This window comes from Pseudoalteromonas rhizosphaerae, from assembly GCF_028885455.1.
In the GTDB taxonomy this organism is placed as follows: Bacteria; Pseudomonadota; Gammaproteobacteria; order Enterobacterales; family Alteromonadaceae; genus Pseudoalteromonas; species Pseudoalteromonas rhizosphaerae.
The window spans coordinates 812,989-836,346 of sequence record NZ_CP118496.1; the positions used below are offsets into that span (position 1 = coordinate 812,989).

The window sequence follows — 23,358 nt, forward strand, 5'->3', positions numbered from 1 at the left end:
TGGGAGTTGTTACTGCTCCCAATAAACCTGTTCGAGGCAGTCTTCACGCTCAGGTAAACCACGAGATAAGCGCGGTGAATGCTGTACTAACACCTCAAAACTGGCACGGTTAGCATACTTACTAATTTGTGCTAATGATGAGTAGGTCATTGCCGGTTGCTGGTGTTTAGCTGAATTACCAACATTGAGCTTATGGTAAACATTTGCCGATAAGTCATGTAGTACCGCCGCTAATGCACAATCTCCTGCACCATTGGTGTTCTTAATAGAGTCTGGACCACCCATAAATGGCGCTGTATGGCTGTATGCACGAATTGGCTGCTGACAGTCAACTTTGCGCATAGCGCGCGAAAACTCATAACGATTGAAATCTGGTATTGCGCCAGGCAGCAATGGGTATTCTGTTTCTCGTTTAAATTGCTCATCGATGTAGCCTGCCATAAACAAGCCTTTTTCACCTGCGGTACAGATAACTAAATCTACCCAATCAAGTGCTTTATCAGCTGCAAGTAGAGGGTCTTCAAAGCCAGTTATTGCCAGCCCTTCTTCCTCATTCATTGCTAAAATATCAACATGTTTTTCAACAAAACTAGCCCACCAAGTAGGGTCTTGCTCGATTAAAAACTTAGTACCAAGAGTGAGTACGACAGGGATGCCAGCATCATTGGCATATTTGACAGCTTGCATTGTTGCTTCTGTCATCGTCTCAGAACCTTGCGTACGCATTAAGTAAGCACTGATCACTAATGCCGATGAGTTCTCTATTAACTCCTGATCGATTGATTCAGGTCGTAGGTGGTTCATCAGCCCTGCGCTGATGGCAAAAGTACGTTCACCAGTATCGTCAATGAGTGTAAAGCAGCGACCGATCGGACCATCTACCGGTTGTAAGTAGTCGAGATCGACACGACTTGAGGTGTTACATAAAAAGCGATAAGCGTAGCTACCAATTTTAATGTTTTCACTCATCACACCCAGTAGTACAGAGCGGTCATCCGCTAATACTGAGTAGTTGTGCATAGTGTTGCCGATAGTACCGCCTGCAAACTCATAATCGATCATATCGTTGAGTTTTAAGCGGTCATATAATGCATTGGTTATATCACTATCAATAACTTGCGACATACCTCGGCGCAGTTGAAATTCGTCAAGGAAAGCTTGATCGACTTTAGCTTCTATATCAACTACGATTTGATCTATCCCTGTGATGTAGCTGCGTTGCAACTTATCACTGGCGTTGAGTTGATTAGTAAGTGGATCTTTGGCTTCCACTGGAAAATAATGTTTATGCCTGCGGCGTCCAGGAAATTTCATTTGCTACCCGTGTGTTGTGAGCTAAATAAAAAAAGCGAGAGATTATATCGTAAATCGCACGGGGTGAGCCATGTTAAAGCTGTTTTAATTTGTTTTATTTTTATCACTAATCAGTATATTTAGCGTTTTAATGGCCTAAGTGAGTATAATTAAACAATAATTAGTTAAAGATTAAGTCAATGAGTGAACAATTGAACGATCAATATTGGATGGCGCAAGCTCTAGAGTATGCAAAAAAAGCGGAGCAGTTGAATGAAATTCCTGTCGGTGCTGTACTGGTCAAAGATAATCAGTTGATTGCAGCTGGCTACAATCGTTCGATTACCGATAACGATCCTTCTGCTCATGCAGAGATGATTGCGATACGCGAAGGTGGCAAGGTCGTTAATAATTACCGCTTGATTGATTGTACTTTATACGTCACGTTGGAGCCATGCTCTATGTGCGCCGGGTTGCTAGTACACAGTCGTATCAAACGTTTAGTGTTTGGTGCTGCGGATGAAAAAACAGGATCAGCAGGCTCTATTATGAATCTATTACAAGATCCTAGATTAAATCATCAGGTTGAAGTTGAGGCCGGAATACTAGGTGAGTTATGTGGGCAAACTATTTCTGATTTTTTTAAACGCCGCCGTCAAGAAATAAAAGCTGCAAAGAAAGCTTTGCGTGACCTGAAGGCTTAACCTGCAGGTGCTGCAATGTTTAACTCTGCCATTTGTTGCATTGCAAACATTCTGCGACGCCAAATTACTTTTCTATGTAAATTACGCAGCATTATTCTGCGACGGGTAGATGATGAATAAATAACATTTCGTTTGAACGAATGTGTACGCCGACGTTTCAGCATGGTTTCTCCTGAAAATGTGAGAGTGAGAAAAGATATAAGTTAATTATATACTTGATACTACACATTAGTGATCATTTGATGACAAGTAAATAGATATTTTAGTTTGCGCGTACCTATCGCATTTAAAGTTATTTTTATTGTTCGCCGTTATCTTTTTTTTGCGGTGCTTGCTCATCGATACTGTCATCTTTTGTTGGGGAGACCGTGGTTTGTAGTGGCAGGCTTTGGATTTTTAATCTCAGCAGCTTGGGTAGTAGGTTGATCTATTTGTTCAGCATCATCGGGTTCAGTAGTCGGTGTGCTGATCGCGTCATTTTCATCTAACCAAACTAGTGCATCGTAGTAACGACGAATATTATCCACATACTTGACTGCAACGTCACCGCGCGAATAGCCATACTTGGTTTTACGGTAGTAACGTTTTTTGATTAATAGCGGTAAGCGTTTTTTCACATCAGCCCATTTATCAGGGCTAGCACCTTGCTGCTCGGTAATAATACGAGCATCGTTCACGTGACCCCAACCAATATTATAGGATGCTAAAGCTAGCCAAGTACGATCTGGCTGAGGAACGCGGTCGGGAATTCGTTTTTCTAGCTTCGTCAAATATTCTGCGCCGCCTTTGATATTTTGCTCAGGAGCAAGACGATTAGTTACGCCGACCTGCTTTGCAGTATCACGAGTGAGCATCATAATACCACGAACTCCTGTGGGGGATTTTGCTCGCGGATTCCACATTGATTCTTGATAACTTAAAGCTGCAAGTAATCGCCAATCTAGGCTGCCTGCATATTGCTCAAACCAAGGTTGATATTTTGGCAGTGTTTCTTTAATTGCTTCAATATAGGCAAGGGTATTAACGTAGTTAAATTGGCGGACATGGCCAAAATATTTTTCTTCAAGTACATAAAGCTGATTACTTTGTTTTACTTCACCAAAAAACGGCACCATTAACGCATATAACGAATCGTCGCCGTCTTTGCGCAGCAGCCAAGCAATGGGATCGTTACGAGTAACAGAAAAACCAATACTAAGATTAGGGTGATAGCGACGAAACAACGATAGGGTATGTGAGTCGGCAAGAGTGTAATCAATTTCACCATCGATCACTGCTTGTAATAGCTCTTCTTCGTCGAGATCTTCTGTTTCGCGCCAATTTAAATTGGGGTGAGTTTGTTTAATTTGTTGCAGTGCCAATGAATGGCTACTTTTGGCAAGTACTGTCAGGTTATCGGTTAGATCATCAAAATCACGAGGTCTTACTCTACCTTGTTTATAAACCAGTTTTTGGCTAATTGTGCGATAGGTTGGGCCAAAACGGTAATCTTGGGCGCGTACTTTATTGTACGTTAAACCAGAGGCTATTAAGTCTAAATCGCCGCTATCTAAGCGTGAAAACATGTCGGATAAGTTAAAAAATGGCACCATCTCCAGTTCAACCCCAAGGTGATCTGCAAACTCTTGGGCTAACTCATATTCAAATCCTTGTTCACCTTGCACTGCTTGATAATAATTACTTGCTCCAGCTAACGTACCCACTCTGATTTTGTTTTGAGTTTTTATTTGGCTAAGTTGAGATTGCTGCTGTTGCATATCGCAGGCACACAAAAGCATTACTAACGTAATGATTGTTATTAGCTTTTGTTTAAACATACTGTGCCCCTTGAATGCTATTACACCCTTATATCAAAACTTTGCGATGACGTCACTTGGCGATTTGTCATAGTTGACTTTACTGTGTTTGATATTTCATCTGCCACTAGGCATTATTAGTAATAAACGATGCTAACTTATAGCGCTCTTGCCGCAATTTTAATTCCCTGCTTAACCTGTATTTCCGAGTTACTTGAGTATATAATACCCGCCTAAAATATCGTTCAATCCCTAACCCCGGATGAAAATACCTATGTTGATCCTTCGTGGTGCACCAGCACTTTCCGATTTTAGAGTTCAGAAAATTTTAGCCCGTTGCCAACAGGCGCAACTTCCAGTCACTAATGTATACGCTGAGTATGCACACTTTGCAGATCTAACCGCACAGCTGTCAAGTGATGAGCAAACTAAGCTTGAGAAGTTACTTACCTATGGTCCAACGATTGCCGAACATACACCTGCAGGCACTTTGGTGTTAGTAACGCCTCGTCCTGGCACAATCTCGCCATGGGCTTCAAAAGCGACGGATATTGCACATAATTGTGGCTTAACTCAAGTACACCGTGTTGAGCGCGGCATCGCTTATTATGTTGAAGGTGACTTAAACGCTGAGCAATTAAATCAAGTTGCAGCCTTATTACATGACCGCATGACCGAAGCAACGCACAGCGCAATGGACGACGCTGCGACGTTATTCCGTACTGATGCACCGAGTCAAATGTCATCAGTTGACATTTTAGCCGGCGGCCGTGAAGCGCTAGCAACTGCAAACGTTGAGCAAGGTTTTGCCCTTGCTGATGACGAAATTGATTACTTGGTAGAAAACTTCCAAAAGTTAGGGCGTAACCCGAACGACATTGAATTATTTATGTTTGCACAAGCAAACTCAGAGCATTGTCGTCATAAAATTTTTAATGCAGATTGGACCATCGATGGTGTAGTTCAGCCTAAATCGCTATTCAAAATGATTAAAAATACCTACGAGCTAAACCCTGAAAACGTATTATCTGCTTATAAAGATAACGCCGCAGTAATGAAAGGTTCGAAAGCGGGTCGTTTCTTCCCAAATGCTGAAGGTGAATATGCATATCATCAAGAGAACATTGAAATCTTGATGAAAGTTGAAACCCATAACCACCCAACTGCGATTGCACCTTTTTCTGGTGCTGCTACCGGTTCTGGTGGTGAAATTCGTGATGAAGGTGCAACAGGCCGTGGCTCTAAGCCAAAAGCAGGTTTAGTTGGCTTTACTGTATCAAACTTACGTATTCCTGGTTACGAGCAACCGTGGGAAACTGATTTTGGTAAGCCTGCTCGTATCGTTACAGCATTAGATATTATGACTGAGGGCCCATTGGGTGGCGCTGCGTTTAATAATGAGTTTGGTCGTCCAAACTTAGTCGGTTACTTCCGCACTTATGAAGAGCAAGTAACCAGTCATAATGGCCTTGAGGTGCGTGGTTACCACAAGCCAATTATGCTTGCAGGTGGTTTAGGTAATATTCGTACTGACCATGTACAAAAAGGTGAAATTCCTGTTGGCGCTAAGTTGATTGCGTTAGGTGGCCCAGCGATGAACATTGGTTTAGGTGGCGGCGCTGCTTCATCAATGGCGTCAGGCCAATCAAATGAAGATTTAGATTTTGCGTCAGTACAACGTGAAAACCCAGAAATGGAACGTCGTTGTCAAGAAGTCATCGATAAATGCTGGCAGTTAGGTGATGCTAACCCAATCGCGTTTATTCACGATGTGGGCGCGGGCGGTTTATCAAATGCATTCCCTGAGCTTGTTAATGACGGTGGTCGTGGGGGCAAATTCCAACTGCGCGATATTCCGAATGATGAGCCGGGCATGGCACCGCATGAGATCTGGTGTAACGAGTCTCAAGAGCGTTATGTACTTGCTGTCGCGGTTGAAGATTTTGACCGTTTTGAAGCCATTTGTAAGCGTGAACGTGCGCAATATGCTGTAATAGGTGAAGCGACTGAAGAGCGTCATTTAACCGTTGCAGATAGCCATTTTGGTAACAACCCCGTTGATTTACCACTGGATGTGTTATTAGGCAAAGCACCTAAAATGCACCGTGAAGCGCAATCTCAACAAGTTATTGGTAAAGCGCTGGATACTGCAAATATTGACGTAAGTGAAGCGGCAACACGTTTATTACGTTTACCTGCGATTGCTGAAAAGACGTTCTTGATCACCATTGGTGACCGCTCAGTAACAGGGCTAGTTGCTCGTGACCAAATGGTTGGTCCTTGGCAGGTGCCAGTTGCTAACTGTGCCGTAACTGCAGCAACGTATGACACTTACCATGGTGAGGCAATGTCTCTTGGTGAGCGTACACCTGCAGCATTGCTTAATTACGGTGCATCAGCACGTTTGGCCGTAGCTGAATCATTAACCAATATTGCTTGTGCTAACATTGGACCGCTTGAAAACATTAAGTTGTCTGCTAACTGGATGGCAGCAGCTGGTCACCCTGGCGAAGATGCGGGTCTTTACGAAGCAGTTAAAGCGGTGGGTGAAGAGCTTTGTCCTGCGCTTGGTTTAACCATTCCTGTGGGTAAAGACTCTATGTCGATGAAAACCCAGTGGGATGAGAATGGCGAGCAGAAGTCAGTAACAGCACCATTATCACTTATTATCACCGCGTTTGGTCGTGTTGACGATGTACGTAAAACGGTTACTCCGCAGCTACGTACAGATAAAGGTGAAACCTCACTTATCTTGGTTGACTTAGGTGCTGGTAAAAACCGACTAGGTGCATCAAGTTTAGCGCAAGTTTATAAGCAATTAGGTGATGTAACGCCAGATGTAGATAGCCCTGAATTACTAAAAGGCTTCTACAATGCAATGCAAGCGTTAGTCGCTGATAATAAGTTACTTGCTTATCATGACCGTTCAGACGGTGGTTTATTTACCACAGTGGCTGAAATGGCATTTGCGGGTCATACTGGTGTGACTGTTGATTTAGATGGTTTAACAGGTTCTGACATTGAAGCACTTTATAATGAAGAGCTCGGAGCGGTAATCCAAGTTGCTAACAGTGATTTAGAGGTCGTGAACGCAGTATTTGCTGAACATGGCATTGCTGCAATCAGCCATGAAATTGGCACACTTAACAGTGACGACAGTGTGGTATTTAACCGCGCTGGTAACCCTGTACTTAGTAACACGCGTACTGAATTACGTACTATTTGGGCAGAAACCACCTACCAAATGCAAGCACGTCGTGATAATCCTGATTGTGCTAAGCAAGAATTTGATGCCAAGTTTGATGTTAAAGATCCTGGTCTTAACGTTAAACTAAACTTCGATTTAAATGAAGATGTGGCAGCACCGTATATTGCGACAGGCGCTAAGCCTAAAATGGCTATCTTACGAGAGCAAGGTGTTAACTCGCATTTAGAAATGGCAGCTGCATTTAACCGTGCTGGTTTTGCGGCAGTTGATGTACACATGAGCGATATTCTTGAAGGGCGTTTAAGTCTGGAAGAGTTTAAAGGCTTAGTGGCATGTGGCGGCTTCTCTTACGGTGACGTGTTAGGTGCTGGTGAAGGTTGGGCTAAATCAATCTTATTTAATGATATGGCACGTGAGCAGTTCCAAAGCTTCTTTGAGCGCCAAGACTCATTTAGTTTAGGTGTGTGTAACGGTTGTCAGATGTTATCAACATTAAAAGAGTTGATCCCTGGCACTGAACATTGGCCACGCTTTGTGACGAATAAATCTGAGCGTTTTGAAGCACGTTTTAGCTTAGTTGAAGTGCAAGAGAATCCTTCGGTATTCTTCAACGGTATGGCGGGCTCTCGTATGCCTATCGCTGTGTCTCACGGTGAAGGTCATGCTGAGTTTGCTAATGATGCAGCAGTGAAAGCAGCGCTTGAGTCAGGTACTGTAGCGGTTAAGTTTGTTGATAACTACGGTAACCCTACGACACAATATCCTGCTAACCCGAACGGCTCGCCAGAAGGTATCACAGGTATTACTTCAGCTGATGGCCGTGCTACTGTAATGATGCCTCACCCTGAACGTGTATTCCGTGCGGTTGCTAACTCGTGGCACCCAGATGAGTGGCGCGAAGATAGCCCATGGATGCGTATGTTCCGCAATGCACGTAAAAATGTAGGTTAAACTATATTTATACACACTAGATTCATTATCTAGTACTAGAATAAAAGGCTGCACTGTGCAGCCTTTTTTGTTTATGCTGGTCAAAGGTCAAAGGTCAAAGGTCAAAGGTCAAAGGTCAAAGGTCAAAGGTCAAAGGTCAAAGGTCAAAGGTCAAAGGTCAAAGGTCAAAGGTCAAAGGTATTTTAAGGATAATATGTTTAAGCGTGTAGGTTGGGGGTTATTAATTCTAGTGCTAAGTGTACTTTCACTTGGCTATATTTTTCGCATGCCGATCACTTTGCATTTTGTTGCTCCTCCACTGCATCAAGCTGGAGTTGAACTGCATTGTTTGGATTGGTCGTTAACAACCAATCTGGATCTCCATGTACAGCGAGCATGTATTGGCTATCAAGGGCAGTTGCTTGAATTAGCTGATATTACGGCCAATACTCAAAACATCACGGTTAACCGTGCAAATTTAATACTGGTAAACCATGATTCTTCGACTGAGCCTAAAAAGCTTGCTTTGGCGCTACCGCAAGCTCGCCCGTTGTTACACCTAAAACGTTTAGTGATCACTCAGTCTCAATTAAAAAAGCCACTTATTATCAGCATAAATGAGCCGATGTTAAATGAGTTTGTTGTTACTGGTGATGTAAAAGCTGAGGTTGACGTTAAAAATACCAAGCTGGCAGGAAATATTGAGCTTGATGAGCGACTACTTTCTACATTTAAGGCCGCGACTGTAAACTCGATTGCAGGACTTAATTTAACTAGCCAACATAGGTTCGTTTTTGATGGTATTGCACTCGATATAGACACTCAGCTAGGTGCTGATTTCACTTACGCCATTAATACCTGCTCGATGACAATTAAAAGTAGTGGCAAAGTCAGTAGTCACTATAACTTAAATTCAAAAACATTAACCCTAGATGCTCAGCAATTAGCAACAACACTCAATGGCAAAAATGAGTGTTTACAAAGTTTGGGTGGTGTTATCGATGATGATGCGCAGCAGCAATTTGTTACTCGGCAAATACCGTTAAATTGGCGATTAGTTTTACCTAGTAAGATCATTGTGCAAGACACTCAATTGACATTAGATCAGCTAACATTGCAGGCAGGATCACAACTGCTCATGAATGTTAAACAGTTAGCGGTTGATATAAAGAATCCTTTAGAAACCCTATTGGCACAATTCGCGTTGTCGTTTTCGAGTGATGATATTGCATTATTAGATATAGCCGCGAGTGTTGTTAGCAGTGATATTGATGGTAACTATCAGTTAAAAGTAGCTACGCTGCCTGATTTTATCGATGTTGATGCGCAGCATATTAGTGCACAAGGGCATTTTTCAATAAATAGCATATTGGCTGCACAGCCTGCTCTCGAATTGTCAGCACAATTAGCGCTGGGGCAATTAAAAGTGCATGATATTGGCATTGATAATTACCAAGCAACTTTTAAGGCGAAGCTACAAAGTAATCAATACTTAACCGCTAGCTTATCGAGCCAGATTGATACTATTAATATGGGGAGTATTAAACTATCTCAGCTGACGAATCAGCTAACTGCTGCAGGAAGTTTGTCAGCAGGGGAATTGTTTTTTGATTTAACCAGTGAAACAAAGTTAGCCAAGCTACAAACCGAAGAGTTACGACTTAACGACATTCGCATAAGCTCAACAGGTTTACAAAGTCGTGCCTTGCAAGCATCTCATCATATATATGTAGAAGGGATAGAGCTTGTAGCAATGCATAATATAACAAGCACAGCTCATCCATTTGAGGTGATAATTTCAGAGCAGTTAGTTACTAAGCTTAACCCACTGCTTCATCAATTTGTGCCGCTTGCAACCTTAACAGATGGTAAAGTCAGTGGCCGTATTGCTGGTGATATTAATCTGCAACAGGCCGATCTCTCTTTACAGGTAGTCGGTGTAAGTGGTTTATACACAGATTACCTTGCTAAGCATTTTAATACTCAATTTATAGGTCGTTATGATTCAGGGCAGCTTAATGTTGTGCCTTCTACATTTGAACTAAATGAATTACGAGCTGGTGCTGTGGTGAAGCAGCTAACAGGGTTTTGGCAAGTACGGGCAAATGAACTTGCTGTTACGGAGCTTACAGGGAAGGTTATGGGAGGGCATTTTTTGCTGGATAAATATCGCCTTACAGAAGAGCCGCAACAAGCATTAGTTACATTTGACAATATAGATGCTAGCAAGGTCATTACCCTTGATGCTAAATCGGGTATTAGCTTAACGGGAAATGTAGCTGGACACTTGCCTGTTTATTTTACAAAAGCGGGTATTGAGGTTAAAGGTGGGCAGCTTGTTAATCAAGGTGCTGCTAAATTACTTATCACTGATAATGCAGCTTTTAATTCGGTAAAGGCTCAACAACAAGAGTTAGGACCTATACTTGGCTTGCTTGAAAATTTAGATATTCAGAGTATTAAAAGTAGTGTTAACTTAAAACCTGACGGCTGGATGACCTTAGGCGTTAATTTGCAAGGGTATAATCAACAGCAAGCACAGCAAGTTAATTTTAACTATAATCATGAAGAGAACGTGTTCACACTATTACGAGCACTGCGCTTAAGTGATGAAATTACGCAAAAAGTTGAACAAGAGTATTCAACAAAAGGAAGTAATAATGACTAAATGGTTAGTAATATTAACCGCATTGGGATTACTCAGTGCATGTACGCATCGTGTTGAGGTAGCCGCTAAGGAACCTATTACAATTAACTTAAATGTTAAGGTCGATCATGAAATCCGCGTAAAAGTTGATAGAGAACTCGACAGTTTATTTAGTGATGACAGCGAATTATTTTAAGGAGCAAGTATGAATATAGTAAAAAATAAAAAACTAAGCATTGTCACTTTATTAAGTGCGGTGTGTTTGTCGTTTTCGGCTTGGGCCATTTCGTTAGATGATGCAAAAAATCAAGGGCTAGTGGGTGAGGACAGCTCTGGTTATTTAGGCCTTGTGGTGCAAAATGCAGAGGCAAAAGTGGTTGTCGATGAAATTAATGCTAAACGTAAAGCACAATATTTAAAGCTCGCTAAAAAGAACAACTTGTCGCTTTCTCAAGTAGAAGCGCTGGCAGCTGCTAAAACGATTGAAAAAACCCAATCGGGTCACTTTGTTGAAGTGAACGGAGAATGGGTTAAAAAGTAACATTCCTTTTTACTAAAAGCTGAGTGATTAAGCACTCGGCTTTTTACATCCAGCAAGTAATTGTTGCCAAAAGTCGATGCCTTTTCGGCGAGCTAAATTGATGTTGTGATCTGGAATTGATTCAGGTTCATTATAATCATCAAGTGCTGCACTCATACTAGCCTCACGAATTAAATGTAAGGTAGGAAAAGGCGCGCGGTTAGTGTAGTTTGCTGCATCATTGTCATCACTATCGGCAAACACATAGTCAGGATGAAAGTTGGCTATTTGATATTTACCTTCAAAGCCTTGGGCAACTAATAGCGCATTGGCTAAATCCACTAAATCTAAAAATTCCTCAAAGTCAGTAAAGCCTTGTTCAAACATCAATAATGTAGTCTCTCGAGCCGGTTGTTGATCAAGTTCAATACATTGTTCGATCATCTCCATCACAGCATCATCAATGCTGGTTGCTTGGCTAGTTTGATAATGTATGCAATTATTTTCAACTTCTTTACGGGCAAAGGGGCAAAAGTTATATTTAACAATGACATTAGCTACCCATAAGCGGGTTTGTTGTTCTGGTAAGGTTAGTTTTGTTTGTTCAGTCATTGTGTGGCTCTAAAAATTTGTTAATGATGGTGATCGTTTTCGCGATGGCACCTTGGTTATTAGCAACACAGTGTGCTGCCTGTAGACCTAGCTGCTGGCAAAACGCTGGTTGCTGATGAAGCTCGTATAGTTGCTCCGCTAACATCTTTGTATCGCTTACTTGTATACACCCACCTGATGCAATCAGTTCAGGGTAAACATGGTTGAAATTATAGGTATGCGGGCCTGTTAAAACACCGACAGAAAATGCCGCTGACTCGAGAGGGTTATGCCCGCCACGTGCAATTAAACTGCCGCCAATATAACTGATGTTGGCCATACCATATAAACATTGCAATTCACCTAAAGTATCAGCAAGGAGTACTTGTTCGCTTTGATAGTTATTTTTACTGCGGCGGCTAAAGCTCAATGGTGAGTCTTCAAGCAATGTTGCGACCTTATCAAATTGTTCTGGGTGGCGCGGCGCAATAACTAGCAGTGCATCTGGAATCTGTTTTAGCAGCTGCTGATGAGCAGCTAATATCAGCTCATGCTCAATAGGGTGCGTGGAGCCGGCAACCCAGATAAAGCGCTGATTATTGTATTGGCTTTTTAGGGTGTCGACTTTGTCTAACTGATCGCTAGTTGGCTTTATATCAAATTTAATTGAGCCAGTAATATGCACTTTTTGCTCATTGAGGCCAAGCTCAATAAAGCGTTTAGCGTCTTCATGATTATGACTAGCTAAAGCGGTAATTGATTGCATTATAACCTTAGTTAATGGCGCTACTTTTTGATAACCCTGTTGTGATTTTGCTGAAAGCCGCGCATTGAGTACTAGTACAGGAATATTCTGTTGTTTGCACTGCGCCATAAGATTAGGCCAAAGTTCGGTTTCTAAAATACACATTAAAGTGGGTTTAACATGCTTTAAAAAGCGCGCTATAGCACAAGGGTAATCAATAGGTAAATAGGCGCACTGTACCGAGTCTTTAAAATTATTATGTATTTGTTCACGGCCTGTAGGGGTGTTACAGGTTATCATAAATGAATAACTTGGCTGTTGGTATTGTAGCTCTTTAAGCAAAGGCGTTGCAGCAAGTACTTCACCAACTGAAGCGCAGTGGATCACTATTAGATTATCTTTTAATACTGTACTTTCTTGCGAGGTATTTTTTATCGTAATGAAGCCAAATCGTTCCGCAAAGTGCGCGCGATAACCAGCGTTCTTTTTACCTCTAAGTATATATAAATAAAAGGTTATGAGAGGACTTAGCAAATAAAGAATCAGTGAATAAAAAAAGCGTGCCATTTTTCAGCCTCGAATTATAAACACTAATGATAACGCGGATACACTTTAAGCAAAATGCGAAATTGTTAAAAAGCGTTAGAATAGAGAGTTTTGGGTGTTTAGTTACGGCTAATTTGGTAATATTTGCGTCCCTTAATGAAAAATATAGTCGTTATGAAATTCAAATTGATAAAAGTCGTGGTATTAACCAGTTTTATGAGTTGCGCATTGCCTTCACTTGCAACACCAACTGCTTACTTACCAATTGGCATGGATGCACAGCTTGATCATCAACTCGATACGTTATTTGCATTGACGTCAGGCACACCGATGACAAAGCCTTATCGCCTAAAGGAAGTTGAAGCGGCACTTACTAAATTGCAAAATGCACAGCCAAGTTTAGTCGCGGCAATACGTGCTAAAATTAAGCCTTATCAAGGCAGCGATAATATTACTCGAGTAGGTGTTAAGGTGCGTGCTGATGGCAGCAATGCAACCAAACTTGCCAATCAACGTGGTTTGAGCTCTGATGAGTGGGGGCAAGTATTCTTTGAGGGTATTTGGCGTCCTAATGACTATACCTTGATGCAAGTAGGTGTCGATTATCGCGCGAAGCAAAATAAATTTATTAATTATAATAGTTTTGTCAGCTTTGCTGGCGATGACTTGCAGTTAAATATTGGTTACAAAGAGCATTGGTTTTCGCCGTTCAAACAATCAGCTCAGATTGTTTCTACTAATGCCCGTACCTCGCCATCTATTTCATTAGGGATGGTGGCACCAGCTCATAATTGGTGGAACTTTGATTTTGAGCTTTACTATTCTGAGCTTGAGCATGTTGAAAAAGGCATATTATATCAAAATGAATTACATGATGGCACACCTCGTTTAGCTGGCACACATATTAGTTTAGAGCCTGTAGAGGGTTGGAAAATCGGCATTAATCGTATGATGCAATTTGGTGGTGGGCCTCGCGATGTTGGCTTTAGCGATGTAGTTAAAGCATTTTTTGATCCTGCCGGCAATGATAATGCAGGTATGGTTGAAGGTGGGCGTGATAATGAGCTGGGTGATCAATATGTCACGATTACCAGTAGTATTAATTTTGATTGGGGTATGCCCACCGAGTTTTATTTTGAATACGGTGGCGAAGATACTAAAAATCATAAAAATTACCAGTTTGGCAACACGGTTGCAAATGTAGGCTTATTCTTACCGCAATTAACACAAGAATTGTCGTTGAGATATGAATATACCAATATGCATAGTTTATGGTACGTAAATCAAGTTTACCCAACGTATGGTAATACTAAAGACGGGTTCAGTACCGGTCACTTTGCAGCAGACCAGCGGTATTTAAACGAGCATGCCGAAGGGCCTTTAAAAGTATATGCTGATGCGCCACCGACTCAGGTTCATTCCGTTGAGATTGTTTATAATGAAAATTTTAGTTCTATGTGGCGTGCAAAAGTAACCAGCATTGAAAATAAAAGTAACTATTTAAATGAGTTTGGTCAAACTACGGCAGATTACGAAAAAGCCATTGAATTACAAATCAGTAATAACCGAAAGTGGCATGAATATAATATTGAAACAACTTTAACTTACGGCGAAGATGTATTTGGTGATAACTATACGTGGTTGTCAGTGGCACTTTTTTGGTAGTAGCTAGTCAGACTAATTTTGAGAGGATTACCCATGTCTAATATTGATTCTGTAGCGAGCAGCTACCTTGAAAGTTTAACCCGTCACCAAGTATTGTTTGAAACGATGGAAACATATCACCCTCAAGTAATGCAATTGCTTGAAGTTTGCCACAGTACTTTGCAAGCTGGTGGAAAAGTAGTTTGGTTTGGTAATGGTGGCAGCGCAGCAGATGCTCAGCATTTAGCAGCAGAGTTCGTCGTACGCTACAAATTAGAACGTGGCCCATTAGCATCTATGGCGCTAACAACCGACACTTCCATCTTAACTGCGCATAGTAATGACTATCACTTTGACACAGTTTTTGAGCGTCAGGTTCTTGCGTTATGTAAGCCTGAGGATTTAGTGATTGGTTTAACTACCTCTGGTACTAGCACTAATATTAATTTAGCGCTAGCTGCTGCAAATGAAATAGGTGCTTATACAGTTGCATTTACAGGCCGCGATGGCGGTAAAGTAAAAGATATCGCTAAATTATCCATTATTATTAAAGATGACGAAACCGCACGTATTCAAGAAGCACATATGTTTATTGGTCATTGGTTATGTGAAGCCATTGATATGGTTGTAGCGGGGCAGAGTTAATGGATTTAGCGTTATTAAAAAAACTGTCTAACGCTAAAATATTAGTGGTTGGGGATGTGATGCTTGACCGTTATTGGCATGGTGATTCAGGGCGCATATCGCCAGAAGCACCTGTGCCTATAGTGAAAGTAAGTAAATTTGAAGATAAAGCCGGTGGCGCCGCAAACGTGGCAAAAAATATTGCCCGTTTAGATGGTAAAGTTGGCTTGTTGGGTTTAATTGGTGAAGATGAAAGCGGCCAAATATTAGAGCGAATTCTTGCTGATGAACGTATAGATTCACAATTAGTCAGTGTTTGTGATTTGCCAACTATTTCAAAAATGCGTGTGATTAGCCGTCATCAACAAGTCGTTAGACTTGACTTAGAAGAGATGTTTACTGAGCAACACAGTCAACTACTTTTAAACCGTCTGGAATTAGTATTAGATGAGTACGACTTTGTCTTGTTCTCAGATTATAACAAAGGCTCATTAAGCTTGATCCAGCAAATGATAAAACTTGCTAAAGGTGCTGGAAAAACAGTTCTAATTGATCCTAAATCCTCAGACTTAAACTTATATCGCGGTGCTGATTTTATTACTCCTAACTTGAATGAATTCAAGCTTGCCGGTGGTAAAACAGATTCGGAACAGCATTTAGCAGACAGTGCTCGAGCACTGATCAGCAATGCAGGGATCGCGGCCATGCTATTGACTCGCTCAGAGCAAGGTATGTCACTTATTAGTGCCGATGAAAAACACGATTTTGCAGCGCAACAGCTTGAAGTCAGTGATGTTACTGGCGCTGGTGATACTGTTATTGCAACTCTGGCGGTGATGTTAGGTGCAGGAATGCAGCCTAAAGATGCTGTGGAAATTGCTAACCTTGCGGCTGGAATTGCAGTGAGTAAATTAGGGGCAGCTACGGTATCGCCTGAAGAGTTAAGTCGTAAGTTAGGTCAATACTTACAAAAAACCGGCGAGCATTATCAAACCCCATTTGATGATGTGCTTCAGCATATTGAGTTTGCAAAGCAAAATGGTGAAACTATCGTATTCACCAATGGTTGTTTTGACATTTTACATGCGGGGCATGTGCGTTACTTAGCACAAGCCAAAGCACGTGGAGATCGTCTAGTCGTCGGTTTAAATAATGATGAATCAATAACGCGTTTAAAAGGTCCTGAGCGCCCTATTAACCCGCTTGATGAGCGTGCTATGGTGCTGAGCGCTTTGGCATCAGTTGATTGGGTAATTCCATTTGGTGCAGTTGAAGAAAACGATACACCCGCTAAATTAATTGAGCTGATCAGTCCTGATATCTTAGTAAAGGGTGGAGATTACACTGTTGAACAAATTGCAGGCGCTGATCATGTACTTCGCCATGGCGGAAAAGTTGAAGTACTTGAGTTTTTAAATGGCTGCTCTACGTCAAAAGTGATCAGTAAAATAAAGGCTTAACGGCTATATTTTAAGAGTGGACTGGTATGCTGTGTGTAACTGCTGCCAGTCTGTAGTTTGCCAATGCATTACTTTATTTCGGCCTTGCTCTTTATGAAACGAACGAGCAAGGCGGGTCATATTAGCTTGTTGCCAATTACTGGCGGGGAGTTTTAGTTCACCGCGGTCAAAGTCAATAATGTATATCTCGCCCGTTTCATCAAATAGAATGTTGTTAATATTCAAATCAGCGTGATACACCCCATGATTATGAAAATCCGCAATCGTGTGTGCTACTTTAATTAACTCTTGTGCGCTAAAGGGACGTTGTTTTAATATATCAAGCACACTTTGTGCGCCTGCAACAGCTTGAGTAATTATATCGCCACGGTAAATTAAGCCAGCTTGCGATATTTTAGCTGCAATCGGCTTTGGTACATTTAGACCTAATTCGCACAGTTTCATCATTAATGAAAACTCTTGGTAAACACGGGTTTTTTCCAGTCCAAAAAACACATATTGATCACTTAGCACTTTACCCACTAAACCGCCACGCCAATAATGCCTGAGCACTGCTGTTAGCCCGTTATGGCAGAAAAACCATGCAGTTGCGCGACCTTTTTTGGCGCCGACAATTTTTCCTTGCTGCTGCCAATATTCATTATCAAACCAATTTAAGCTAATTTCGGCACTATGCTCAGGATCGCTTAAAATAATGTGTTCATTGATGGTTTGCTGGTTAAACATGGCGTACTTATTTTATTGCAGGTGATAGTGCTATCTTAACCTGTTTTAAAGCCGAGCATAAGTGCTTGCAATAGTGGGTGGTTAATTTAAGATCATGATAATTATCCAGCATAAAGCAAAGGACACCTGTGACTGACTTAACCACCTATTCAGATATTTGTATTTTAAGACTCTCAGCAATTGGTGATGTTTGCCATGGCGTATCTGCAGTGCAGGCAATTCAAAAAGCGCACCCCAATGCAAAAGTTACCTGGGTGGTCGGCAAAATTGAAGCCATGTTACTAGCTGATTTACCCGGTGTTGAGCTGGTGGTGTTTGATAAAAAACAAGGCAAAGCAGCCTATCAGCAATTAAAACAACAATTTAAAGGGCGTAAGTTTGATGTGTTGCTGCATATGCAAGTGGCACTTCGAGCTAACTTAGTGGCGCGTTGTATTCCTGCAAAAGTTAAAATTGGTTTTGATTGGGCGCGCTCAAAAGAATTGCATAGCTTGTTTATTAACCAGCGCATTGCACCACAGCAGCAGGCTCATGTGTTAGAAGGCTTTAAAGGCTTTGCGCAGGCGATAGGCGTACCTGATTATCAACCAAACTGGCAAATGCCAGTCAGCGAACATGATCAAAGTAATGCTGATGAATTACTTGGTACGGAGCGATTAGAGGGGCGAATTTTTGTGATTTCTCCAGCTGCCAGTAAAAAAGAACGCAATTGGCTGGCTGAACGCTATGCTAAGCTTGCAGAACATGCCTACAAGCAAGGGTTTCATGTGGTGATCACGGGTGGCCCGACAGAGCTTGAAGTGACGCTCAGTGATGACATTATTGCAGCCACTACAACGCCAATCCTTAATTTAGTGGGTAAAACCAAACTCAAAGAGTTGCTTTGCGTACTTAAACGAGCTGCATTGGTATTAGCACCTGATACAGGCCCTGCTCATATGGCCGTCACCGTAGGCACTCCCGTTATTGGTTTATATGCCCACTCAAACCCGAAACGCACTGGACCCTATTTATATCAAAATTACGTGGTTGAGGTGTATCACCAAAACTTACTCAAGCAAACTGGTAAAACCGCTGAGCAATTACCTTGGGGTACACGGGTTAAAGGCAGTGATCTAATGAGCCAAATAAGTGTTGATGAAGTAGCTTTGATGTTTGACCTTGTGGTTGAGAAAGAGCAATTATGAGCAATATCAATAAAGCCTTATTTTTAGACCGTGATGGCGTGGTTAATATCGATCATGGTTATGTTTATGAGTCGGATAAATTTGAATTTGTGCCAGGCGTATTTACTGCATGTAAGGCGTTTGCTGATGCAGGCTATAAACTGATCATAGTGACTAATCAATCTGGTATTGGCCGTGGTTACTATTCAGAGGCGGATTTTCACGCTCTAACACAGTGGATGATAGCCCAATTTGCTGCGCATCAAGTAAAGGTGACAGATGTTTACTTTTGCCCACACCACCCGAAAAAAGCATTACCCGAATACCTCGAAGAGTGTGATTGTCGTAAACCAGCTCCGGGCATGTTACTGCAAGGCATCGCTGATCATCATATCAATCCAGCTGGCAGCATTATGGTTGGAGACAAACTAAGCGACATGCAAGCGGCAAGTAAAGCGGTTATTGGCACTCGGGTGCTTGTACGATCCGGGCAGGAGTTTGATGCGGTAGCCATCGACTCGGCAGATCATGTTTGTGATTCGTTAGCAGACTTACCCTCAATACTGCTATAGCTCAATGTAAACTGGCAGCATAAGTTGTCAGTTCCTTATTTCTGCGATGAACTACAAACAGTGCATTTGTTTGACTAAACTTTTACAATAGCCACAAAGATGAGCCGTGTTAACTTAAGTACGCTCACCCCGTTCAATAATTTGGAGATTACAGATGAGAGCATCTGCGTTTTTTACTCAGCTTCAGCAGCAAATTGAAGATGTAAAAGCCGAAGGCTTATATAAAAATGAGCGTATTATTACTTCGCAGCAGCAAGCACAAATTCAAGTTGCTTCTGGTGATAAAGTTATTAACTTCTGTGCAAATAATTACTTAGGTTTAGCGAATAGCCCTGAGCTGATCCAGGCTGCACAAAACGGCTTAAATGACCATGGCTTTGGTGTTGCGTCAGTACGCTTTATTTGTGGTACACAAGACATTCATAAAACATTAGAGAAGAAGATCAGTGAATTTTTAGAAACTGAAGACACGATTTTATATTCATCATGTTTTGATGCCAATACCGGTTTATTTGAAACAATTTTAGGCGCTGATGATGCGATTATCTCTGATTCGTTAAATCATGCTTCTATCATTGATGGCGTTCGTTTATGTAAAGCAAAGCGCTTCCGTTATGCAAATAATGATATGGCAGATCTTGAAAAGCAATTGATTGCTGCCGATGAAGCGGGTGCAAAAACAAAATTAATCGCCACCGATGGTGTGTTCTCAATGGATGGGGTTATTTGTAATCTTGAAGCGGTCTGTGACCTTGCTGATAAATACAATGCACTTGTTATGGTTGATGACTCTCATGCCGTTGGCTTTGTCGGTGAAAACGGCAAAGGCACACCTGAGTACTGCAACGTGCTAGACCGTGTTGATATTATTACCGGCACTTTAGGTAAGGCGCTTGGCGGTGCATCGGGTGGTTATACATCAGGTAAAAAAGAAATAGTTGAATGGTTACGCCAGCGCTCTCGCCCATATTTATTCTCAAACTCATTAGCGCCTTCAATCGTTACAGCATCAATCAAAGTATTAGAAATGCTCGAAAACGGCAGTGAATTGCGTGCTAAGTTATGGTCAAACGCTAAATACTTCCGTGAGCAAATGGAAGCGGCTGGATTTACCTGTGCGGGTAAAGATCACGCGATTATTCCAGTAATGTTAGGTGATGCTAAAGTTGCGTCTGCAATGGCTGATAAGTTATTAGCTGAAGGCATTTACGTCACTGGTTTTTCATTTCCAGTGGTGCCAAAAGGCCAAGCGCGTATTCGAACACAAATTTCTGCTGCGCACAGCATTGAGCAATTAGATACCGCAATTGACGCCTTTACCCGTATTGGTAAAGAAATGGGCATTATCTAATTAATTTATTTTAAACCGTTGCCTTCGCAGCGGTTTTTTTATTGAGTGTGATTCATGAAAGCATTATCTAAATTAAAAGCAGAACCAGGTATTTGGATGACGGATGCGCCAAAACCTGAAGTTGGGCATAACGATTTATTAATCAAAATTCGTAAAACCGCTATTTGTGGTACTGACGTACATATTTATAAGTGGGATGAGTGGGCGCAAAACACCATTCCTACGCCTATGGTAGTAGGTCATGAATATGTCGGTGAAGTGGTTGATATGGGTCAAGAAGTTCGCGGTTTTAGTGTTGGTGACCGAGTATCGGGCGAAGGGCATATTACCTGTGGCCATTGTCGTAACTGTCGCGCTGGGCGTGTTCATTTATGCCGTAACACCACTGGTGTAGGTGTTAACCGCGAGGGGGCTTTTGCCGAGTATTTAGTGATCCCAGCGTTTAATGCATTTAAAATTCCAGACAATATCAGTGATGAGTTAGCTTCTATTTTTGACCCATTCGGTAATGCAGTACACACAGCACTGTCATTCGATTTAGTGGGTGAAGATGTCTTGATCACAGGTGCAGGCCCAATTGGTATTATGGCTGCTGCAGTTGCAAAACATGTTGGCGCACGTCATGTAGTGATCACCGATGTCAATGAATACCGATTAGACCTTGCGCGTAAAATGGGCGCAACGCGTGCAGTTAATGTGGCTAATGAAAAGCTTGAAGATATTATTAAAGAGCTTGGTATGACAGAAGGCTTTGATATTGGTCTAGAAATGTCAGGCGTACCGGTTGCATTTAATAGCATGTTAAATAACATGAATCACGGTGGTAAAATTGCCATGCTAGGTATTCCACCATCTGATATGGCGGTTGATTGGAACCAAGTGATTTTTAAAGGCTTAGTGATCAAAGGGATTTATGGCCGTGAAATGTTTGAGACCTGGTACAAAATGGCCAGTCTTATTCAGTCAGGGCTCGATCTAAACCCAATCATCACTCATCAATATTCAATAGATGACTTCCAAGCTGGCTTTGATATGATGATTTCAGGCCAATCGGGGAAAGTAATTCTTAACTGGGATTAATTATCCACTTGTTAAGAGAATTAAAGGCGGCATTTGTCGCCTTTTTTGTAATTATAAGAGAGTACTATGGCATTTAAGCATATTTCAATTACCGAAACTCAAGCACTACTTAATAAAGATGATGTCGTGATTGCTGATATTCGCGATCCTAATTCGTATCAAGCAGGGCATATTCCGGGTTCAGAGCATTTATCAAATGCCAATATTGGCGAATTTATGATGAACAAAGAGTTTGATCAGCCAATTATTATTGTTTGTTATCATGGTATGAGCTCACAAGGCGCAGCCAGCTACTTAGCTGAGCAAGGCTTTGAAGATGTATACAGTATGGATGGTGGTTTTACCCAGTGGGAAACCCAATTGCCGGAGCAAGTGGAACGATGATCGAACTGGGTAGTATAAATAATCCACGTGCAGCACAAGGCTTTATTGATTATATAAAAAGCCAAGGCTTACAGGGCGAGCTTCGATCGCAAGATGGAAAAACGGTAATTATTTGTGTTGCCCCAGAGCATTTCCATCAAGCTCAGCCATTATGGCAAGCGTTTGTAGAAAACCCCAATCATGCCCGTTATCAAGAGGCATCTTGGCAAGTAGGAAGTACGCAGTCACCGTTGAGCTATCAAGGCCAAGAATTAAATTTAAAAGCACGCTTTAAATCATTGAGCTGGTTAAACCAAACGGTCACTTTATTATGTGTAGGTATTTACATTGCCTTCTTACTCGGTGGCTTTGAGTCAATTTATAGCGTATTACAGTTTAAACCCGATCAACCATTAACTTGGCTTACACCTGCAATTGTGCATTTTACTGCTGTGCACTTAGTGTTTAATATTATGTGGTGGATCATGCTAGGCGATGGTATTGAAAAGCTCAGTGGTAAAAGTACTTTAGTAGGTCTTTTTTTAGTGACCGCGCTATTTAGTAATTGGGCTGAGTTTATTATGGTTGGCCCTAACTTTGGCGGCTTAAGTGGCGTTGTTTATGGTTTACTTGGGTTTTGTTGGATCCATCGGGCATTGAACCCGCAACAACCGGCTTTAGTAACTAATGGTATTATTGGTTTTATGCTGATTTGGCTGGTACTAGGCTTTGCTGACATGTTGTTTGTAAGTATGGCTAACTGGGCGCACTTAGGTGGGCTATTAAGCGGTATGGCTTACGCGTTTACCGCTCAATTGTTTACTAAAAAAACAGCTTAAGATACTCAGTTATATAAGTACTTAGTGATATAAATATTTAGTAAATAATACTTCGCGAATGATCTCTTGCCCTGTTTCTTGTTTTAACAGGGTTTTGAGTTTTTCGGCACAACGCTTTCTGATCTCTTCACGGCCGGTGAGTGATTTAATTTTTTCTTCAGGCTCTTTTGATAAAATTTCTACCAATGCATCTCTAAGTAACGGGGTGTGATGCTCAACAATAGCAATGTTTGACATATCACTGAGCATTAAATCTACAGTAATACGCACATAACCTAACTTTTTATTACTCTGACCAATATAGTTGGTAATGATATCGGGTTCGAAACCAAAGTAGCCCACAGTTGATTCAGCTTTGCTTGCAAAGCTGCTAAACAAGCTAATAAAGAAAGTGCTAATTAATATGCCAGCGTAAAGCGTTTTTTTCATATTCAGTAGAGAGCCCTGTAATTAATTGTTATTAGTCTATACGTAATAATGGCTAAGATACAGGCTGATGCAGCTATTATATTCATTAATCATCACTTTTTCCCCGACGCGGGCAGTGGTATCA

At 41.5% G+C, this 23,358-nt stretch carries 21 protein-coding genes; 14 read left to right on the top strand and 7 right to left on the bottom strand.

Going from position 1 to position 23,358, the window contains the following annotated elements; translation table 11 throughout:
- Positions 1-9 precede the first annotated feature (9 nt).
- A complete protein-coding gene (locus tag PVK79_RS03595; RefSeq protein WP_145235032.1) occupies positions 10-1,314 on the bottom strand; it encodes an inosine/guanosine kinase in 1,305 nt (434 codons plus the stop codon).
- A gap of 179 nt (positions 1,315-1,493) precedes the next feature.
- On the opposite strand from PVK79_RS03595, the gene tadA reads away from it, so the two are divergent.
- Positions 1,494-1,997: a tRNA adenosine(34) deaminase TadA gene (tadA, locus tag PVK79_RS03600; protein ID WP_145235034.1), complete on the top strand. Its 504-nt coding sequence runs from the start codon at positions 1,494-1,496 to the stop codon at positions 1,995-1,997.
- Here the strand turns inward: tadA and PVK79_RS03605 are convergent.
- Positions 1,994-2,161, bottom strand: coding sequence for a hypothetical protein (locus PVK79_RS03605; RefSeq protein WP_182779422.1), 168 nt, complete (start codon positions 2,159-2,161; stop codon positions 1,994-1,996). The two genes, tadA and PVK79_RS03605, sit on opposite strands and share 4 nt — an antisense overlap.
- 183 nt (positions 2,162-2,344) lie before the next feature.
- A complete protein-coding gene (mltF, locus tag PVK79_RS03610) occupies positions 2,345-3,814 on the bottom strand; it encodes a membrane-bound lytic murein transglycosylase MltF (protein WP_257325317.1) in 1,470 nt (489 codons plus the stop codon).
- A gap of 253 nt (positions 3,815-4,067) precedes the next feature.
- On the opposite strand from mltF, the gene purL reads away from it, so the two are divergent.
- The 4 genes from purL to PVK79_RS03630 all read left to right on the top strand — a co-directional run bounded on the left by purL (position 4,068) and on the right by PVK79_RS03630 (position 11,119).
- Positions 4,068-7,952: a phosphoribosylformylglycinamidine synthase gene (gene purL, locus PVK79_RS03615; protein WP_182735855.1), complete on the top strand. Its 3,885-nt coding sequence runs from the start codon at positions 4,068-4,070 to the stop codon at positions 7,950-7,952.
- Positions 7,953-8,145: 193 nt separating this feature from the next.
- The gene (locus PVK79_RS03620; protein WP_257325318.1) at positions 8,146-10,599 is read left to right on the top strand and encodes an intermembrane phospholipid transport YdbH family protein; all 2,454 of its coding nucleotides are present in this window, start codon (positions 8,146-8,148) and stop codon (positions 10,597-10,599) included.
- Entirely contained in the window at positions 10,592-10,774 is a 183-nt protein-coding gene (locus PVK79_RS03625) for a YnbE family lipoprotein (protein ID WP_149981408.1), read from the top strand. Before PVK79_RS03620 ends, PVK79_RS03625 begins: the two co-directional genes overlap by 8 nt.
- A 9-nt stretch (positions 10,775-10,783) precedes the next feature.
- Positions 10,784-11,119: a YdbL family probable chaperone protein gene (locus PVK79_RS03630; RefSeq protein ID WP_149981407.1), complete on the top strand. Its 336-nt coding sequence runs from the start codon at positions 10,784-10,786 to the stop codon at positions 11,117-11,119.
- Between the two features lie 27 nt (positions 11,120-11,146).
- Here PVK79_RS03630 and PVK79_RS03635 read toward each other — a convergent pair whose 3' ends face one another.
- Together PVK79_RS03635 and waaA are read right to left on the bottom strand one after the other, a co-directional pair.
- The gene (locus PVK79_RS03635) at positions 11,147-11,710 is read right to left on the bottom strand and encodes a DUF1415 domain-containing protein (protein WP_149981406.1); all 564 of its coding nucleotides are present in this window, start codon (positions 11,708-11,710) and stop codon (positions 11,147-11,149) included.
- The gene (gene waaA, locus PVK79_RS03640; protein ID WP_257325319.1) at positions 11,703-13,001 is read right to left on the bottom strand and encodes a lipid IV(A) 3-deoxy-D-manno-octulosonic acid transferase; all 1,299 of its coding nucleotides are present in this window, start codon (positions 12,999-13,001) and stop codon (positions 11,703-11,705) included. The genes PVK79_RS03635 and waaA overlap by 8 nt, the downstream gene beginning before the upstream one ends.
- Positions 13,002-13,154: 153 nt before the next feature.
- On the opposite strand from waaA, the gene PVK79_RS03645 reads away from it, so the two are divergent.
- The 3 genes from PVK79_RS03645 to hldE are packed head-to-tail and all read left to right on the top strand — an operon-like array spanning position 13,155 to position 16,708.
- Positions 13,155-14,645, top strand: coding sequence for a capsule assembly Wzi family protein (locus PVK79_RS03645; protein ID WP_257325320.1), 1,491 nt, complete (start codon positions 13,155-13,157; stop codon positions 14,643-14,645).
- 33 nt (positions 14,646-14,678) lie between these two features.
- Entirely contained in the window at positions 14,679-15,269 is a 591-nt protein-coding gene (locus PVK79_RS03650; RefSeq protein ID WP_257325321.1) for a D-sedoheptulose-7-phosphate isomerase, read from the top strand.
- On the top strand, positions 15,269-16,708 hold the full coding sequence (gene hldE / locus PVK79_RS03655; RefSeq protein ID WP_145235054.1) for a bifunctional D-glycero-beta-D-manno-heptose-7-phosphate kinase/D-glycero-beta-D-manno-heptose 1-phosphate adenylyltransferase HldE: 1,440 nt from the start codon (positions 15,269-15,271) through the stop codon (positions 16,706-16,708). Before PVK79_RS03650 ends, hldE begins: the two co-directional genes overlap by 1 nt.
- Before the next feature lie 3 nt (positions 16,709-16,711).
- Here hldE and PVK79_RS03660 read toward each other — a convergent pair whose 3' ends face one another.
- Positions 16,712-17,434: a 3-deoxy-D-manno-octulosonic acid kinase gene (locus PVK79_RS03660; RefSeq protein ID WP_257325322.1), complete on the bottom strand. Its 723-nt coding sequence runs from the start codon at positions 17,432-17,434 to the stop codon at positions 16,712-16,714.
- Positions 17,435-17,562: 128 nt separating this feature from the next.
- On the opposite strand from PVK79_RS03660, the gene PVK79_RS03665 reads away from it, so the two are divergent.
- From PVK79_RS03665 to glpG, 6 genes are all read left to right on the top strand, one after another.
- Positions 17,563-18,621: a glycosyltransferase family 9 protein gene (locus PVK79_RS03665; protein WP_182778808.1), complete on the top strand. Its 1,059-nt coding sequence runs from the start codon at positions 17,563-17,565 to the stop codon at positions 18,619-18,621.
- Positions 18,618-19,172, top strand: coding sequence for a D-glycero-beta-D-manno-heptose 1,7-bisphosphate 7-phosphatase (gene gmhB, locus PVK79_RS03670; protein ID WP_257325323.1), 555 nt, complete (start codon positions 18,618-18,620; stop codon positions 19,170-19,172). The genes PVK79_RS03665 and gmhB overlap by 4 nt, the downstream gene beginning before the upstream one ends.
- Before the next feature lie 154 nt (positions 19,173-19,326).
- Positions 19,327-20,523 (top strand): glycine C-acetyltransferase, encoded by a 1,197-nt coding sequence (locus PVK79_RS03675; RefSeq protein WP_145235063.1) that lies wholly within the window; start codon positions 19,327-19,329, stop codon positions 20,521-20,523.
- 54 nt (positions 20,524-20,577) lie between these two features.
- Complete coding sequence (tdh, locus tag PVK79_RS03680) at positions 20,578-21,603, top strand: L-threonine 3-dehydrogenase (protein WP_182718390.1); 1,026 nt, start codon at positions 20,578-20,580, stop codon at positions 21,601-21,603.
- 66 nt (positions 21,604-21,669) lie between these two features.
- Positions 21,670-21,987 carry a thiosulfate sulfurtransferase GlpE gene (gene glpE / locus PVK79_RS03685; protein ID WP_145235068.1) on the top strand — a complete coding sequence of 106 codons (318 nt, stop codon included), beginning with the start codon at positions 21,670-21,672 and terminating at the stop codon, positions 21,985-21,987.
- Positions 21,984-22,805 carry a rhomboid family intramembrane serine protease GlpG gene (gene glpG / locus PVK79_RS03690; protein WP_182731773.1) on the top strand — a complete coding sequence of 274 codons (822 nt, stop codon included), beginning with the start codon at positions 21,984-21,986 and terminating at the stop codon, positions 22,803-22,805. Before glpE ends, glpG begins: the two co-directional genes overlap by 4 nt.
- A 21-nt stretch (positions 22,806-22,826) precedes the next feature.
- Here the strand turns inward: glpG and PVK79_RS03695 are convergent, their stop codons facing one another.
- Positions 22,827-23,234, bottom strand: a complete 408-nt coding sequence (locus PVK79_RS03695) for a flagellar basal body-associated protein FliL (protein WP_145235070.1) — start codon at positions 23,232-23,234, stop codon at positions 22,827-22,829.
- Between the last annotated feature and the right edge of the window lie 124 nt (positions 23,235-23,358).

Bases quoted from the DNA above. Each gene is read 5' to 3' on its own strand.
- PVK79_RS03635 (WP_149981406.1), bottom strand. From the start codon at position 11,710: ATGACTGAACAAACAAAACTAACCTTACCAGAACAACAAACCCGCTTA.
- hldE (WP_145235054.1), top strand. From the start codon at position 15,269: ATGGATTTAGCGTTATTAAAAAAACTGTCTAACGCTAAAATATTAGTG.
- gmhB (WP_257325323.1), top strand. From the start codon at position 18,618: ATGAGCAATATCAATAAAGCCTTATTTTTAGACCGTGATGGCGTGGTT.
- glpG (WP_182731773.1), top strand. From the start codon at position 21,984: ATGATCGAACTGGGTAGTATAAATAATCCACGTGCAGCACAAGGCTTT.
- PVK79_RS03660 (WP_257325322.1), bottom strand. From the start codon at position 17,434: ATGTTTAACCAGCAAACCATCAATGAACACATTATTTTAAGCGATCCT.
- PVK79_RS03675 (WP_145235063.1), top strand. From the start codon at position 19,327: ATGAGAGCATCTGCGTTTTTTACTCAGCTTCAGCAGCAAATTGAAGAT.
- mltF (WP_257325317.1), bottom strand. From the start codon at position 3,814: ATGTTTAAACAAAAGCTAATAACAATCATTACGTTAGTAATGCTTTTG.
- tdh (WP_182718390.1), top strand. From the start codon at position 20,578: ATGAAAGCATTATCTAAATTAAAAGCAGAACCAGGTATTTGGATGACG.
- PVK79_RS03620 (WP_257325318.1), top strand. From the start codon at position 8,146: ATGTTTAAGCGTGTAGGTTGGGGGTTATTAATTCTAGTGCTAAGTGTA.
- glpE (WP_145235068.1), top strand. From the start codon at position 21,670: ATGGCATTTAAGCATATTTCAATTACCGAAACTCAAGCACTACTTAAT.
- PVK79_RS03625 (WP_149981408.1), top strand. From the start codon at position 10,592: ATGACTAAATGGTTAGTAATATTAACCGCATTGGGATTACTCAGTGCA.
- purL (WP_182735855.1), top strand. From the start codon at position 4,068: ATGTTGATCCTTCGTGGTGCACCAGCACTTTCCGATTTTAGAGTTCAG.
- PVK79_RS03695 (WP_145235070.1), bottom strand. From the start codon at position 23,234: ATGAAAAAAACGCTTTACGCTGGCATATTAATTAGCACTTTCTTTATT.
- PVK79_RS03645 (WP_257325320.1), top strand. From the start codon at position 13,155: ATGAAATTCAAATTGATAAAAGTCGTGGTATTAACCAGTTTTATGAGT.
- PVK79_RS03595 (WP_145235032.1), bottom strand. From the start codon at position 1,314: ATGAAATTTCCTGGACGCCGCAGGCATAAACATTATTTTCCAGTGGAA.
- tadA (WP_145235034.1), top strand. From the start codon at position 1,494: ATGAGTGAACAATTGAACGATCAATATTGGATGGCGCAAGCTCTAGAG.
- waaA (WP_257325319.1), bottom strand. From the start codon at position 13,001: ATGGCACGCTTTTTTTATTCACTGATTCTTTATTTGCTAAGTCCTCTC.
- PVK79_RS03630 (WP_149981407.1), top strand. From the start codon at position 10,784: ATGAATATAGTAAAAAATAAAAAACTAAGCATTGTCACTTTATTAAGT.
- PVK79_RS03605 (WP_182779422.1), bottom strand. From the start codon at position 2,161: ATGCTGAAACGTCGGCGTACACATTCGTTCAAACGAAATGTTATTTAT.
- PVK79_RS03650 (WP_257325321.1), top strand. From the start codon at position 14,679: ATGTCTAATATTGATTCTGTAGCGAGCAGCTACCTTGAAAGTTTAACC.